The sequence below is a fragment of the Niabella soli DSM 19437 genome, from assembly GCF_000243115.2.
In the GTDB taxonomy this organism is placed as follows: domain Bacteria; phylum Bacteroidota; class Bacteroidia; order Chitinophagales; family Chitinophagaceae; genus Niabella; species Niabella soli.
In genome coordinates this window covers 1,968,509-1,983,190 of record NZ_CP007035.1, presented here as the reverse complement: position 1 = coordinate 1,983,190, position 14,682 = coordinate 1,968,509, and the positions used below count along the sequence as shown (strand labels likewise).

Genomic DNA, 14,682 nt, shown 5'->3' with positions numbered 1-14,682 from the left:
TATATTAATTCATTTGAGCCACCACTAAGAATTGTTTCTTGTTAGCGATCGCAGATTATCTGAACTCCGCTCAGGCTAAAGACTGCATCCATCGTTAGTTCAAGATAAGGTATCAACCGATAATGCAAGAATGTATCGATCAGTAAAAATCCGACCGACAAACAAATCATACCAAGGGATGCCCCTTTGAAGTATTCATTGTTTATAAAGAAAAAAGCAAGTGCTGAAATAATAATTAGCATCGCCCAAATTGGCTTTAAAAGTGTATAGTTTTTGTTATCGGTTCGCGCTTTTTGAAGCTCCTTTTTAACCGTTTCCCTGGGATTTTGCTGATATAGTTTGGAGATACTTTCTACATGCTTTGGCCTTGAGTATAAAAGGAAACCGCCATATCCCAGATTCACAAGCACTAACAAACAAATCGGTATAAACATTCCATTGAAAAGCGGGTATTCTTTTTTGAATAAGAATGGTAAGGCCAGGGCTAAGAGAAGCCCTGTACCCACCATTATTTTGCCTTGCAGGGCATCACCTTTTGCCCATACATTTAATTGCTGTAAAAAATCCATATTATAAACCATATTGTGAACGAATGAGTGCTAGATATTCCGGATCGTCCATTTGCTTACGGGCCGCAATGATCTGCTCCGCGTCAGGGCCTGCAATATAGCGTAGCTGGTTGGTACCATCGGTAGCCGCTTTATAAATGGTTTCAGCTACCAAAACGGGTTCACTTCCATTTGCCCCTGCTTCAAAGGCTTTAAGCACCCTGTCCGTGAAATCCTGGTATTCGGTTAATGCGGGGTCAATATTCAGGTCGAAGGAACTGGTGGCAAAATTGGTATTGATAACACCGGGCTCTATCATCTTTACCTGGATGCCGATTGCTGAAAGTTCATAGGATAATGCTTCGCTCATTCCTTCCACGGCAAATTTAGAACCATGATATAATGTCCCCATCGGGAACGTTATTTTACCTCCCATTGAAGATATATTTATAATAATACCGCTTCCTTGTTTGCGCATGATGGGGATCACGTTTTTAGTCACCAATAACAGCCCGATTACATTTACCTCAAACTGCATGCGGATCTTTTGCTCCGGGGTAGCTTCCAGAATTCCATAAGATCCATATCCTGCATTGTTCAGCAGCACATCTATTTTGCCAAATTTAGTTACGGCTTGTTCTACTGTACTTTTTATAGTATCTTCTTTGGTTACATCCAACTCAGTAACCAATACATTACCAAGGTTGGTTAGTTCTGCATCGCTATCAGAAAATTTACGAACGGTTGCCACTACATTCCATCCTTTTTCCTGAAAATATTTGGCGGTCATACGGCCAATACCACTGCTGCATCCTGTGATTAAAATTGTCTTATTCATTGTACTTGTTTTTAAGAGAATTAATTAATGAATATTGTGTTTGAAATGATTAAAAATCTTTGTTCTTAAAACCGTCGACCACCATTTGACTCGCCATTTTAGCAAAATGTGTCCAACTGTTATCAATGGCGAAGTAGGTTGCGTTAGTAAACAAATGCTCCATCAACGTTTTATTGGTCATTAACATTCCCTGGGCATTGAAATCATCAATTAAAACTGATTTTATCACATTTTTATAGTTATGGGCATTGCCAAAATTCCCAACACCTGAAACAAAATCTTCTTTGCTTTCATTACAACCACCCCAGGTTAGATAAGCGCTCATAAAAACATTGGGCGGAATGGTGTTCACTGCGATGCCTCCATAGTTTAATTCATTTATGGCTTTGTGGATGCGCGTTTCATGATTTTTCATCGTATCGTTATCTACTAATATCATGCACCCTAACGTGCCCAACAGCTTGTCATTGCAAAATGCTGTAGCTTTTGTCAGGAAGTCATCTACATTGTTCTCGGTGTCCAGTGCTATTTCTGAAAGGATCTGGCAAAAAGCTTCGTTCTTTACAGCAAAATCGTCTTCTTGTATACCCGGAATAAAAACGAAATCGGTGGTGGGATGCTTCCCATTTTCTACTTTCAAAGCCTCGGCTGTAGGTTGATTTTCCAGGAATGCTTTTTTAGTCTCCTCAACGCCCGGATAATAGGTGCCAACGGCATAAGTGTCTTCAGCAATGGCTTTACGAACCGCATCTAAAAACTGCGTTCTTTGGGGCCAGTTTTTTGAAGTAACAATGGTCTGGACCCTGCCACAAACAGCGCCACCGTTCATTTTCCCAACAGAAACCACCTGCAGGGCCTGGTGCTTTATTTCCTTATCTGTCCAGGGCCTGTCGCCTGGCACAATCAATAACGGATTATTCCCGCCACATTCTGAAATCAATGGCGCTTTGGCATTTTTTTGAATGGCATGGGCTACGCTTGTTGAGCCGGTGAAATAAATGGCATATAACCCATCTAAACCAGTCATGGCTCTCGATTCTTCCGGCTCAATAAAGGCCAGGGCCCTACGATCTATAAGTGGTTGGAATATTTTTGCCCATATCTTATCCGTTTCCACATTGTTTTGATGTGGTTTATGAATGACGGCCTTGTTTTCATAAAATAGCGCTTTCACCATTTCTACCGAAGAACTATAGTTCCCGGCTCCCGAAATAGCAATAATACCGGCAGGTTTGTCTAATGGGTTTATTTGTTTCGGTTCACCCTTTACGTGCAGGTAACCTTTTTGTTTTCCTGCCACCATTTTGTCTTTTGGAAAAATGGGCCAGGTCTGAATGGCTGTATTTCCGTTATCAAGCTTTTCTACGCTAACGGGTTCCAGCAGCTCTCCGTTCACCAATTTTTCATATAAATGATGGCTACCCATCAGCATTCCTGCAACAGGCCCTGCTGTTCCTGCCAGGCCAAAACCTTTGGTGTAGATGTCTGCACCAATAAAATCGTTTTTCATTTTCAGATCTGCCAGTGCAAGCTGGTCGGCATACTTACCTAAATTTCTTTGAACTTCCTCTAACAAGGTTAATTTTTCAACTGCTGAGGTAGCTGCCCAGGCTTGCGGGTCTAAATAGTTAAAGGCTTCTTGTGCTGTCATGACTTTATGTTTTTAATGTTGATTGATTGTTTCATTAACAACACAAAGCTAAACTGCCGGCTTTGGGCAGATTAACACTTTTCAATGATTGTAAAACACTTTTTGCAGATGCCTGAGAAAATAAAAAAGCGATCCAAGATAATACGGATCGCTTTTTTATTATGGCTGCTACGGAGACGGGCTAATTCAATTGTTTATACGCTAAAGGGGTAAGGCCGGTTTTAGATTTAAACAGCCTTGTAAAATAATGCGGATAATTAAAGCCCAATGAATAGGCAATTTCATTAACTGACTGGTTTGTCCCCAGCAGATAGTTTTTAGCCAACTCTATCACATGGTCATTGATATGGTCTTTGGCGGCACGCCCTGTTTCCTTTTTCAATAAGTCGCTAAAATAATGAGGTGATAAGTGAAATTTTTCTGCGAAGTAATTAATCGTAGGCAAATTATTTTCCAGTTGTTCTTCTCTTTCAAAATACGCTTTTAATTCTTTTTCAAACCGGGAAAGAATGTCTTTGTTTTGGGTTGTTCGTGTATAGAACTGCCGGTCATAAAAACGTAAACAATAGTTTAGCAGTAGTTCAATATTGGAGACTATTACCCTTTGGCTATGACTGTCTATTCGCTGAGAAAATTCGTTGGTAATATTTGTAATTGTAGTTGTAATAAGAGTTTCTTCATCTTCCGACAGGTGCAGCGCTTCAACAACTTTGTAATCAAAAAATGAATATTCCGAAATAATATTGCCTAAATGCGTTCCCCGTAGCAGGTCCGGGTGAAAATAAAGCATCCATCCTTTTATCTCGCCTGGCTTCATTTCCTTTTCAATAGTGCTCACTTGTTTGGGTGCGGCAAATGCCATTACACCTTCGGCAAAATCAAAATGATTCCTGCCGTATTCGATCCCGCAGTCTCTGTCTTTTAAGGCAATCATATAAAGATTCAACACAACTTTAGAACCGATGTAAGATGCGGGAACATTTATTTTTTCAGTATCTATTAATGTAATCAGGGGATGCTTGGGTTTGTCGAACCCAAAGACCCGGCATAGCTCACTAACAGAATTTATATTGATAATTTGATCCTTCATAACCGAACTTTAATACGCAAAATTAAAATTCTCCGATGTTAAAGAGTTGCACAAATTGCAGGATGAATAACACCAATTGCTTAATGCCAGCTTGTTTTTGGGAATAATGGTTCAACTATTTTGTACCTGTATGTTGATAGTGAAAAGAAGTAGGGGAAATGAACAAAATTTGTTCACCAAGTAGTTTGTTGATACACAAACGATACGCATTATTTACGATAAATTGATACTGAGATAGAATAAAACCCATGTTTTATGTGCTTGATTATCAATAAGTTATTAAAGATTCATTTATTGGAACTTTCATTGGAATGACCGATTGGTTGCGGCACAGGCACGAATGATAATCGGGGTCGGATCCCGCTAATGGCGAAAGTTCGGTTCTAAAAAAGTTGTCTTGGAAGGATGGGGCAGCCTCTGAGCAGATATTGAATGACGGTGGGTTTATTTTTTCTTTGGATGAAGGGGATAAATTAACTTAGTGAGGATATCCAGACAATGTTATACGCAATAATTAATAGTGAGAAAATGGGGGCACTACCTAATACAAAAGGCAAATGCCCTTTATGTCAAAAGGAGGTGTTTTCAAAATGTGGTGAGATTAAGCTTTGGCATTGGGCGCATAAAAAAGGCGAAAATTGCGATAATTGGTATGAACCGGAAACAGAGTGGCATAAAAACTGGAAATATATTTTCGGCAAAGAATATTCTGAAATTACTATTACCAAAGATGGAATTAAACACAGAGCAGACATTCAGACAAAAGATAATGTTATTATTGAGCTTCAAAACTCACCTCTTCAAAAACCAATCATTCGCAGGCGGGAAAATTTTTATGGTGAAAAAATGATTTGGATTATTAACGGAATGGGGTTCAAAGACAACTTTAGAATTCATCCAGAGCCTTTTCCGGGCGAAAATTATAGCCCTACTGAATATGGATTTGTTGATAAAACAACTGGCGAAGTAATAGATCAAAAGTCCCTTCCAAAAAAAGATGATAGATTCTTTTGGGAATATCCACGAAGTTCATGGAATGATGTTCAACGAAACGTTTTTATTGATTTTGGTGATGGAAATTTATTTTGGGTGAAAGACGGAATGGGAACGGGGTTCGGAAAAGGCCGACAAATAAAAAAAGAAGATTTTATAAAAAAGTATGGCGGTGATTTAGACGTTTTTTCAGCATTTGTTAAGGAACAGAAAGAAAAAGATAAGCAGCAGAAATAGTAAAACAACGACAAGAAAAAATAGCTTTTGATAAATTTAGCAGAGATTATCTGTCTCGACAAAGAAAGCGGTTTTGAAAAGAAAATCAGGTCGTCGCCAGTTTTGTTGCTACCAAATGTGAGAATAGCGCCTTTGTTTCATTATAGATGGGGACTAATAGCGCTTTTTCGGATAGAAAATTAGGCTCTGGAAATCCCGCTTTAGTAATTATTTGTCTCTTTAATTTGGGGGCCCTTAAGAATTGAAACCTTAAACAAAAAACCTCGCCGAAGCGGAGGCCAACTTTAAGTATACAGACCGGTGAATTACTCTAAGTCTTTGATTATCAGCAATCGTATTTTGATAGAAAATTAAAGAGAGGGCAGTTTCTTCGTTTCGTTTATTTCGTTTTTTTGCATTAAACTTAAATATATTATACACATGGAGGCAGTAGAAAAAATCAGCAAGGCTGAACAGAAAATAGCTATTGAATCCTATGATGCTTTAGCTTCAGTGATTGAGCAATTAAAATCGAACGACTCTGAAATCGAAATAGAAGAAACCGGAGAGAAAATAAAAATACCTATCAAAGCCCTAAAGTTTTTGGGAGAAATGCTAAAAGCGATGAGTAAGGGAAAATTTATTTCTCTTGTACCCCGTTGCAACAGAAGTAACCACCAAAAGCGCCGCCGAATTGTTAGGCTGCTCCAGGCCTCACCTGGTAAAATTACTAGAGGAAGGTAAAATAAGTTACACCAAAGTTGGCAAGCACAGAAGGCTTAGATATGAAGATGTCTTAAACTATAAAAAGCAAATAAAAGAAGCGCAGAAAAAACATATTATAGACATCATGAACTTCGACGAGGGAACAGGATTGTATGATTCATAGTGTGCGATTTACTGCGGTTTTGGATACCAATGTTATAGTTACAAATAATATAAAAGATTTTCCTCCTTCTTATTTGCAATCATTTGGGGTAGATATAAAAACCGCGCGGATGCTGCGGAGAATGACCGGTTTGTATTCAATATCGGCAGTAACAGGCTGGTAGCGCCTCATCTGTCAACTGCTTGTGTACACTTTGTTTATTATCGCCAACATTTTTTGGGCACTTACTTTTAAAGACAGGTTCTCTGCTACATATTCCCTGGGATTAAAATTTCTCTTTTGTACTTTTTCCCAAAAATGCTCAATGGTATTTAAAAAGGCATTAGTGTCGGTAAATGACATACCGCAGCGTTCATCAAAAAAAGGGATTGTCGTGGTTTTAATAACCGGGGCGTTCCATTTAAACCGGGCAGGATCCTGGCAGTAGCCCGGATCCCATGCCAGAACCGGAACATCTGCAGATAAGGCCTCGCATAAGGCGAAGCCCTGTGTTTCATGCTCGCACATAAACAGCATGGCACGGCTTTGCTGCACCAGTTTAAAATAATCTTTCTCCTGATAATTCCCATAAACAATTTCGATGTAGGAGAGGCCAAATTCATTTAATTTCTGAATGACCGGAGCTCTTAAAGACTGGTATCGCTCAGTTTTGTGCCATCTGATTTTATTATAAAGCAGGATGTCAAATTTCTTCTCGATTCTGTTGTTAGGGGACCATTTTTGCGTATCAACTCCGGCCGGCCATTCTTCGCACACTGCTTTTCCATAGTAGGGTAAAAAAAGATCGTTGGCCCAGGCGCAGTGCTGGAGGTATTTTACAACAGGATATTGCTGCAGCAAATTGGGCCATTCAGCAGGATGGGTCATTAAACCAATTCCCGCAATAATAGGGTTGGGCTGATCGTAACCTGCCAAAAAAGACTTACTATTATACAGTTCATCGCCCAGTATAATAACGGGTTCATTGGGCTTTATACTTTTAAAGGAGGGGTTCTTTGTGTATTTGACCTTTAGCAGATCGAACCCTTTACACAGATTTAGAAATACTTTTTCGGCGCCCGTTACATTTTTTATATTTAAAAGCCGCTTAAAAAAACGAATAATATGCCGGTCGCCGGGTATCCATTTGTAACCAACAGGATATTTAAAAAAATAAACATTAATGTTACTCATTAAATAGCCTTTTTAAATTTATTGATTATTGAGCTCATCAAGCCGCTGCTGTAATACCCTGGCTATTTCCAGGTGATGAGGAGTATCGAACATAGTATCATGACTACTGGAAACGGGATAAACGTTTACGCCATGCCGCGCATATTTTTTCCAGCCCAAAAATTTGGGATCATCCAGGTAATATACTTTTTCACTGGAAAACAGATCGATTGTAACATCATAAGGCACTATCACATATTTATTAAAGGCATTTTTAAATTTAATGATAACGTGCTGCATATAATCAGGCAAACCATATGTATCATGTATACCGTAAAAACCTTTTGTGAATTTCTTACTATAGAGCGCTTTGATATAGGCTATATTTTCTTTTGGTTTATTAATGAAAGAGGTTACCCTGAATTTTAATTTTGGGAACTGTCTGTATGTTTTTACAAGGATTTTTTTGAGCAGCGGATATTGATGCGTAGGAATCTGTATCGCCGCATCGAAAATTACCAATCCTTTTACCGCTTTGCCGGCCTTTTTTAATTGCCTGGTCATTTCATAGGCAATTACCCCGCCAATAGAATACCCTCCGATAATATAGGGACCCGTTGGATTTTGACGCACTATCTCCTCAACGTAAAACGACGCTATTGCTTCAATGGTATCCAGCGATTCCGTTTGGTCTGTAACCGCCTGTAGCCCATACATGGGCTGATCGGCTCCCAGGTCCAGCGCAAGGTTCCTGAATCTAAGTACATTCAAACCAATACCGTGCACAATATACAGGGGTATTCTTGTTCCGTCAGGTTGAATAGGTACCAAAGATTTGTAGGGCTCTTCCGTAACGCTATTAATGGCCGCCGCCAGTTGTTGAATGGTTGGATACTTAAACAAAACAGATGGAGATAATCTCCTGTTCGTAAGTTTTTCTATCTGGATTTTGGTTTTAAGCGCAATTAATGAAGTGCCACCCAAATCGAAAAAATTATCATGAATCCCAATGTTATGGATGCCGATATGTTTGATCCATATTGCTATAAGCATTTTTTCAAGTTCAGTATCAGGGGCCGCGTATTCCGCTACAGCATCTTGTATATTAGGCCTGGGCAATGCTTTTAAATTAATCTTCCCACTCGGAAGCAACGGTATTGCATCTATAACCTCATAGTTTGACGGAACCATATGTTCCGGGAGGATCTTTTTTAATTCCCCTTTACAATAGCTCGTCAATGCTGCAATGCCATCATGCTTTAATGGTTCTTTCAGCGTGAGATAGGCCATAAGGCGTGCATTTTTCACCCCATCTTCGTATACCGTAACGATTGCATCCTTAATGTTTTTCTGCAATTTTAGCTGGTACTCTATTTCCTCCTTTTCAATGCGATTCCCTCTAAGCTTTATCTGGTTGTCTTTCCGGCCTAAAAACTGGATATCCCCATTTTTAAGCCTCCGGCCAAGATCTCCGGTCCTGTACATCTTTTCGCCAGGAATAGTTGAAAATTGATCATCAATAAACTTCTCAGCAGTTAACTCCGGCCGATTAATATAACCCTTTGTTACGCCTGCACCACCTATATAAAGTTCACCCTCTGCCCCTGGTACTACTTCAGTTAAATGCTCATCTAAAATATATACCCGCGCATTTTCAATAGGTTTGCCTATCGTTATGGGTTCATTTTTGTCCGTAATCTTTTTAACAGTAGTACAGATGGTGGCTTCTGTTGGGCCATACATATTCCAAACCTCTTTGCAACGATCTGATAATTTTCCGGCCAGCTCATTAGTCATCGCTTCGCCACCGCAAAATATCGTGAGGGGTAGGGGAGTATCCCAACCAGCTTCAAGCATCATCTGCCAGATATATGGAGTTGCCTGCATTAGGGTAATGCCTTCTGCCCGGACAATTTCCAGTAAGGCACTGCCGTCTCTTGTTATTTCGCGGTCGACTATGGTTAATAAAGCGCCACTGATAAGGGGAAGGTAGAGCTCTTCCTGGGCAATGTCGAAAGACATAGAACTAAGGCCCAGCATATTATCATCCTTACACACGCCAGGTGCTTTAAGTCTGTACAACAATAAATTGATCAATCCTTTATGGGATACCCCAACACCTTTAGGCTGCCCGGTTGACCCGGAAGTGTAAATAATATAGATCAGGTCGTCGCAACCCCTGGCCACGGGTAAGAAGTCTTCCGGGTAGTTGCCCCTGTTTAGCCATGCATCCTCAAACAGGATCTTATCCGTATAACCGGTAGAAAGTGCTTCATATTTTTTTGAGGAGATCACGTATTTCGCAGAGGAATCTGCCAATAGATACCTTATACGATCGATCGGCAAACTGGGATCAATAGCTAAATAGGTGGCTCCGGCCTTTAGTATGGCCAACAGGCATACCGCCATCGGTATGGACCGGTCCATAACAACCGCAATAACATCCCCTTTAGTAATATGCTTGTTGTGCAGAAAGGCATTTATTTGATTGGTGCTTATTTCAAGATCCTGATAAGTGATGCTTTCTTTTTTGTGCTTTATCGCAATAGCATTTGGTAAGGTTTGTGATTGTTTGGTAATTAGCTCATGAATACTGTTATAAAATTCAGGACTGTACACGTTGCAATTTGTTGGTTAAGACCATTCAAATGTATAATTTTTTTTAACTTATCGAGCGGTTTAACTGATACAGGAATATTTTTTTATATTTGTTGCAGATTATACTAACAAGTATTTAAAACATTTTGACTTTGGCCAAAAACGCTACTGCTGGGATTTCATTGTTTGATATTGGTGATATTATGTTTAATAATATCCCCACCGTATATGCTCCCTACGGGAAACAACTCGAGGGATTTTCGGGTTGGGTGAACAATTTTTTAATTAAGCCTAATCCCGGTTTAGGGCGGACGGGCGCGGTTTGTCCCTATATCCAGTACTCAAAAGAGCAGAAATTCTTTAAAGTAGGGATCTATACAGAACTGAATCCTTCACAAGAACACATTATTGGTCTTATGAGGGAAATGAAGGAGTTGTTTAATGAAATGCACCCTACCAATAATAAGGATAAGCGTTTTAAGGCCATAACCGTCCTTTTTCCGAACCTGCAGGGAGAAGAGATCAGGCACATTATTGATGAGGTTCAGCTAAAATTGAAACCCGAGTTTGTAGACCTTGGATTAATGATCGGGCAATTCCACGAAAATTGTGCGCAACCCGGGCTCCGGAATGTTCATTTCAGACCCTTACAGGCGCCCGTGCCGCTGCTGGCCATCCGGTTTATGGTTGAAACAGACTGGCTCTTCCTTGCCGGTGACCCGGTATTGGAGAAAGCCTACTACAAAAACTTCGGATCCATTAATTTTGGCAAGAAAAAAGAAGCCCTGGATTAAAATTATGCATCCGAACGTTTATAAAGTTTTACACGACAACAATATTCCCTATCAGGAGATAAGACATGATTCTTTTAGTTTCCCGATCCATTCCCCGGTTGATTTCGCTAAAGCCTTAAACTACGAACTGGGCAGAATTACCAAGTCGGTTTTTTTGCGCTCCAAACAAAAAGATAAATATGTTATGGCGGTTTGCTCAATGGGCAAAAAGCTGGATTTTGGAGGTTTGGCCGCACTGGCAGGCGTGGCTAAATTAGAAGTAGCGGAAAAACAAGAGCTTGCAGATAAAATCGGGTATCCCGTTAACGGGGTGTGCTCAATTGGATTATCTCCTGATATCCAGGTTTTTATTGATAAGCCACTGGCCGCATTTCCCACTGTTTTGGTGGGCTCCGGAGAGGCTGCCGTTGAAATTGAATTATCGCCTGCAGCACTGATCGATATATCTAAGGCAAATGCCAGCGCTATTACTTTAGAATAAAACTGATTAAATAAACGGGAAGGCCTTACTGCTCCGCACAGCTTTTTTGTCCTGATTTCCAGCTACAGGGTAAATGGGATTTACGTAATTATTTACAGCAATTTTTTTTGGGAATAAAAATCGCTTTAAGAATTGCGGCTATTTTACGTAATATTTTCACTGCTTATATATACAAAATTACAATTAAATAGCTATTTTGTTGAAAATGCCTTTGTATGAGGGTAACTAACATCGGATTGATCCGGGAAAGGAAAATTCCGCAGGATAGCAGGGTGGCCCTTACGCCGGATCAATGCAAATGGATCCAGGCGCGGCGTCCCGGCGTGCAGTTTATAGTGCAACCATCTGCAACGCGCTGCTATAAGGATGAGGAATATGAGCGGGCAGGAATAACACTCTCTGAAGATCTTACGGGCTGCACCATACTGCTGGGCATAAAGGAAGTTCCCGTTGCCGATCTTTTGGACGGTAAAACCTATTTATTCTTCTCGCATACAAAAAAGCAACAACCGCATAACCGGCAATTGCTCCGGGCAATCCTGCAAAAGAATATTACGCTCATCGATTACGAATGCCTGGAGCATGAAGACGGACAGCGGATCATAGGCTTTGGCTTTTTTGCCGGGATCGTAGGGGCGCATAATGGCCTGATGGCTTATGGCAACCGGACCGGGCTATTTACACTGGACCGGGTTTATAAACAGCGCAGTTTTAAAGAGCTGATCCATACTTATTTTGGGCTCAGGCTCCCCAATCTGAAAATTGCCGTCACTGGAAGTGGCCGCGTGGCGCAGGGGCTATCGGAAGTGATGAACCTGGTGGGCGTGCATGAAGTAGAACCGGAGGAATACCTTGGGCGCCGGTTCAATTATCCCGTTTACACGCAGTTAAAAAGCGCGCAGTTGTATGCACGTAAAGATAATGGCGGATACGAACGGCTCGATTTTCATCACCACCCGGAGCGGTATCAAAATAAATTTCCTTTGTACACCAGTCAAACGGACATTTTACTTAATGGCGTGTACTGGTACCCCGGTGTGCCCCGTCTGTTTGAACCGGAGGCAATACGCGATGAACAATTTATTATTGAAACGATTGCCGATGTGTCGGATGATGAGATGGGTTCGGTGCCTATCAATCAAAGAACACAAACCATCGAAGATCCCGTGTACGGTATAGACCGGAATACGCTTGCCATTACAGCGCCGTATTTAAAAGGTTCCGTTGATATAATGGCGGTTGGTAATCTTCCCAATGAATTGCCCCGGGATGCCAGCCGCTATTTTGGAGAACAGTTGATCAAATACGTGCTGGATGATTTGCTGGGGGAAGGAAGCGCCACGCTGAAACGCGCCACCATTGTGGAAAAGGGTGTATTGACGCCTTTCTATAGTTATCTGAAAGAATATGCGGGGAGCGCTTAAAGTGAGTATATTTTGTAATCCGGCTTTTGCACTGCTATCAGCTTTGGTTGCGTCGCACTCTTCAGCGCTGGCACTCCTATCGGCAACTATGAGATAAGTGTTGTTATCTGCACAACGCCGCCCGTGTTGAATAACTTATTTTTGTTATGCAAAATTTCTTCGGGCCAGTAAAAGTTTGCTAAGGATTTATTTAAAGAAATATAATTATCATCTATTACTTTCATTCCCTTTTTGAAATGTTTAGCGATGAATTTTTTTAATTTATCGCCGTTTTTTTTTGCCACAGGATTGGAAGTGTTCCAGATAAAAGTAGTATCGGTTATTTTTTCTTCATTCGGATATGCTTCATGGTGCATGTAAATGAAATCGACCTTATCTTCTTTTGTTAATCTGCCATTTATATTTTGTATATGAGCATTAAAGATGGCTTCATCGCCGATATGGATAATTGTATCGCGCCCCATATCAATGATTTTGCTTTCCATTCTATGGCATAAAACCCTTTGCTCTCTACTTTTAAGCTCGTAGAAAAATATTAGGGTCTCTTCTTCTAAAAATTTATTTAGATATTTTATAAGGGATGTTTTGTCAAAAACAATATTTAACTGCATATGCTTTTAATGATGTGTTCCTCCCGATTTTGCGTTTTGTTCGGGATGATTATAAGATCTAAATTGAACCCTTCCGGAAACGCCATATTGGCTCCTTATTTTATTCAGGTCTTGCATGGCTTTTATTTCCCTGGGGACGGGTTTTCCTTTTACGCCACTTTGGCCTACGTTGCCCCAATGAGTCTTTCCATCAGCATCTCTCCAAATAATATCGGGTCTTCGGCTTGATTTATCACCTCCGGGTGTCATAAACTCCCTTTCGGGCTCGCGACCTCCCCTGCAATTACGGTCCCTCCGTTTTTTTCGACGTCATCGCCCCATTCTCTTATTGTCGGATTCTGTCCGGCATTTGGATCTGTTTTTGGGCCAGGTTTTTGCCGGGGTGATCCGTCTCTATTCACTTGTCCCGGCCATCTCTGGCCTTCAAGTCCCCATTCATCAATGTAATTATTGGGGTTCCATACATAGTTATAAAGCTGGCGCCCACCCCACAATCCAATCGGGTCCTGGTTTATATAACTCCCGCTCTCATTATCATAATACCTGAAGCGGTTATAAGCTAACGCGGTATCCTCATCCACATACTGCCCTGGGTAAAAATAGGGGATAAGATTTTTGGCGCCTTCCCATTATATTTTTGAACCTATCCAAAAAAGAGCCTTAATGATTCGTTTTTCTAATTTGGCAGGTTGCCAAATAGACCAGAATTCAAATTGCTGTGCTTTGATCATCGTTATTGGAGTTTCCTTTCCATTTTGCCATAATCTTAAGTCGTCTTCCGTTCCCAAAACTAATTTTACATCATCGAAGCCGGAGTCTTTAGATTTATCGTATGATTCCTGATGGTGTATTTTCCTCCAGCGCTTTTTATAAACGCCAAGTCCGGAAATTGCTACTGGCTCAAAAAGGCGATGGGCTGCAATAATGTTTGGTAAGGGCTCATTGATTGACCCAATCAGGTCAAATATCTCAATAATGTATCCCGCCCCTTGTTCGTCCGAAACTACCCGGCAAAATGCAAATTCTTTTCCCTTGTTTTCTAAATCATTTTTTTTAAAAGACGTATTACTCGGCGCATCCGATGTAAAAAGAGGAATAGCCAAAATGTCACCCTCTTTCAATTCAACCAACCTTTTCATTCCTTACTTTTTTATTTTAAAAAATTTAGTGATGTGTATTATGTGTGCTGGCTTTGCCTTTTCGCATTCTTTATTGAATGCCCTGCTACCAGAGTAGCAGAAATGCCTTCTCCGATTACTGGTTCTTTCTGGTTTTATCTCCCGCGTTTTTCCTCCTAAACCATTGCCATGTTTTTCTTTTATATTGGTTTTGTAACACCAATACAACATTCGGAACGGTCATTTTTTCAAAATGCCTGAGCTATATTTATGGTCCCG

15 protein-coding genes are annotated in these 14,682 nt (G+C 40.5%); 6 read left to right on the top strand and 9 right to left on the bottom strand.

Features of this window, described 5'->3' with window-relative positions; translation table 11 throughout:
* Window positions 1-41: 41 nt before the first annotated feature.
* The 4 genes from NIASO_RS08455 to NIASO_RS08440 all read right to left on the bottom strand — a co-directional run bounded on the left by NIASO_RS08455 (window position 42) and on the right by NIASO_RS08440 (window position 4,127).
* The gene (locus NIASO_RS08455; RefSeq protein WP_025298812.1) at window positions 42-569 is read right to left on the bottom strand and encodes a hypothetical protein; all 528 of its coding nucleotides are present in this window, start codon (window positions 567-569) and stop codon (window positions 42-44) included.
* Window position 570: 1 nt separating this feature from the next.
* Window positions 571-1,386: an SDR family oxidoreductase gene (locus tag NIASO_RS08450; RefSeq protein ID WP_008584394.1), complete on the bottom strand. Its 816-nt coding sequence runs from the start codon at window positions 1,384-1,386 to the stop codon at window positions 571-573.
* Between the two features lie 49 nt (window positions 1,387-1,435).
* Complete coding sequence (locus NIASO_RS08445) at window positions 1,436-3,037, bottom strand: aldehyde dehydrogenase family protein (protein WP_008584396.1); 1,602 nt, start codon at window positions 3,035-3,037, stop codon at window positions 1,436-1,438.
* Between the two features lie 181 nt (window positions 3,038-3,218).
* Entirely contained in the window at window positions 3,219-4,127 is a 909-nt protein-coding gene (locus tag NIASO_RS08440; RefSeq protein ID WP_008584397.1) for a helix-turn-helix domain-containing protein, read from the bottom strand.
* Between the two features lie 498 nt (window positions 4,128-4,625).
* Here NIASO_RS08440 and NIASO_RS08435 point away from each other — a divergent pair, with 498 nt between their 5' ends.
* The 3 genes from NIASO_RS08435 (at window position 4,626) to NIASO_RS20630 (ending at window position 6,225) form a co-directional block, all read left to right on the top strand.
* On the top strand, window positions 4,626-5,357 hold the full coding sequence (locus NIASO_RS08435) for a competence protein CoiA (protein ID WP_084568277.1): 732 nt from the start codon (window positions 4,626-4,628) through the stop codon (window positions 5,355-5,357).
* A gap of 420 nt (window positions 5,358-5,777) precedes the next feature.
* The gene (locus tag NIASO_RS08430; protein WP_008584399.1) at window positions 5,778-6,080 is read left to right on the top strand and encodes a hypothetical protein; all 303 of its coding nucleotides are present in this window, start codon (window positions 5,778-5,780) and stop codon (window positions 6,078-6,080) included.
* Complete coding sequence (locus tag NIASO_RS20630) at window positions 5,986-6,225, top strand: helix-turn-helix domain-containing protein (RefSeq protein ID WP_211139895.1); 240 nt, start codon at window positions 5,986-5,988, stop codon at window positions 6,223-6,225. The genes NIASO_RS08430 and NIASO_RS20630 overlap by 95 nt, the downstream gene beginning before the upstream one ends.
* A 174-nt stretch (window positions 6,226-6,399) precedes the next feature.
* On the opposite strand, the gene NIASO_RS08425 is transcribed toward NIASO_RS20630, so the two are convergent.
* Both NIASO_RS08425 and NIASO_RS08420 read right to left on the bottom strand, forming a co-directional pair.
* Window positions 6,400-7,398 (bottom strand): glycosyltransferase, encoded by a 999-nt coding sequence (locus NIASO_RS08425; protein WP_008584400.1) that lies wholly within the window; start codon window positions 7,396-7,398, stop codon window positions 6,400-6,402.
* Between the two features lie 18 nt (window positions 7,399-7,416).
* Entirely contained in the window at window positions 7,417-9,996 is a 2,580-nt protein-coding gene (locus NIASO_RS08420) for a non-ribosomal peptide synthetase (protein ID WP_008584401.1), read from the bottom strand.
* Window positions 9,997-10,127: 131 nt separating this feature from the next.
* Between NIASO_RS08420 and NIASO_RS20335 the strand changes: the two genes are divergently transcribed.
* The 3 genes from NIASO_RS20335 (at window position 10,128) to NIASO_RS08405 (ending at window position 12,674) form a co-directional block, all read left to right on the top strand.
* Window positions 10,128-10,769, top strand: coding sequence for a DUF6875 domain-containing protein (locus NIASO_RS20335; protein ID WP_008584402.1), 642 nt, complete (start codon window positions 10,128-10,130; stop codon window positions 10,767-10,769).
* A gap of 4 nt (window positions 10,770-10,773) precedes the next feature.
* Window positions 10,774-11,250, top strand: coding sequence for an aminoacyl-tRNA deacylase (locus NIASO_RS08410; RefSeq protein ID WP_008584403.1), 477 nt, complete (start codon window positions 10,774-10,776; stop codon window positions 11,248-11,250).
* A gap of 215 nt (window positions 11,251-11,465) precedes the next feature.
* Window positions 11,466-12,674, top strand: a complete 1,209-nt coding sequence (locus tag NIASO_RS08405) for an NAD(P)-dependent oxidoreductase (RefSeq protein WP_008584404.1) — start codon at window positions 11,466-11,468, stop codon at window positions 12,672-12,674.
* 86 nt (window positions 12,675-12,760) lie between these two features.
* Here NIASO_RS08405 and NIASO_RS08400 read toward each other — a convergent pair whose 3' ends face one another.
* The 3 genes from NIASO_RS08400 to NIASO_RS08385 all read right to left on the bottom strand — a co-directional run bounded on the left by NIASO_RS08400 (window position 12,761) and on the right by NIASO_RS08385 (window position 14,424).
* Window positions 12,761-13,285, bottom strand: coding sequence for a hypothetical protein (locus tag NIASO_RS08400; protein WP_008584406.1), 525 nt, complete (start codon window positions 13,283-13,285; stop codon window positions 12,761-12,763).
* Window positions 13,286-13,530: 245 nt separating this feature from the next.
* Entirely contained in the window at window positions 13,531-13,866 is a 336-nt protein-coding gene (locus NIASO_RS20625; RefSeq protein ID WP_008584410.1) for an RHS repeat-associated core domain-containing protein, read from the bottom strand.
* A gap of 48 nt (window positions 13,867-13,914) precedes the next feature.
* Window positions 13,915-14,424, bottom strand: coding sequence for an immunity 26/phosphotriesterase HocA family protein (locus tag NIASO_RS08385; RefSeq protein WP_008584412.1), 510 nt, complete (start codon window positions 14,422-14,424; stop codon window positions 13,915-13,917).
* Between the last annotated feature and the right edge of the window lie 258 nt (window positions 14,425-14,682).

Coding starts and splice junctions, on each gene's coding strand:
- NIASO_RS08455 (WP_025298812.1), bottom strand. CDS start 569: ATGGATTTTTTACAGCAATTAAATGTATGGGCAAAAGGTGATGCCCTG.
- NIASO_RS08425 (WP_008584400.1), bottom strand. CDS start 7,398: ATGAGTAACATTAATGTTTATTTTTTTAAATATCCTGTTGGTTACAAA.
- NIASO_RS08400 (WP_008584406.1), bottom strand. CDS start 13,285: ATGCAGTTAAATATTGTTTTTGACAAAACATCCCTTATAAAATATCTA.
- NIASO_RS08385 (WP_008584412.1), bottom strand. CDS start 14,424: ATGAAAAGGTTGGTTGAATTGAAAGAGGGTGACATTTTGGCTATTCCT.
- NIASO_RS08405 (WP_008584404.1), top strand. CDS start 11,466: ATGAGGGTAACTAACATCGGATTGATCCGGGAAAGGAAAATTCCGCAG.
- NIASO_RS08450 (WP_008584394.1), bottom strand. CDS start 1,386: ATGAATAAGACAATTTTAATCACAGGATGCAGCAGTGGTATTGGCCGT.
- NIASO_RS08410 (WP_008584403.1), top strand. CDS start 10,774: ATGCATCCGAACGTTTATAAAGTTTTACACGACAACAATATTCCCTAT.
- NIASO_RS08430 (WP_008584399.1), top strand. CDS start 5,778: ATGGAGGCAGTAGAAAAAATCAGCAAGGCTGAACAGAAAATAGCTATT.
- NIASO_RS08445 (WP_008584396.1), bottom strand. CDS start 3,037: ATGACAGCACAAGAAGCCTTTAACTATTTAGACCCGCAAGCCTGGGCA.
- NIASO_RS08440 (WP_008584397.1), bottom strand. CDS start 4,127: ATGAAGGATCAAATTATCAATATAAATTCTGTTAGTGAGCTATGCCGG.
- NIASO_RS08435 (WP_084568277.1), top strand. CDS start 4,626: ATGTTATACGCAATAATTAATAGTGAGAAAATGGGGGCACTACCTAAT.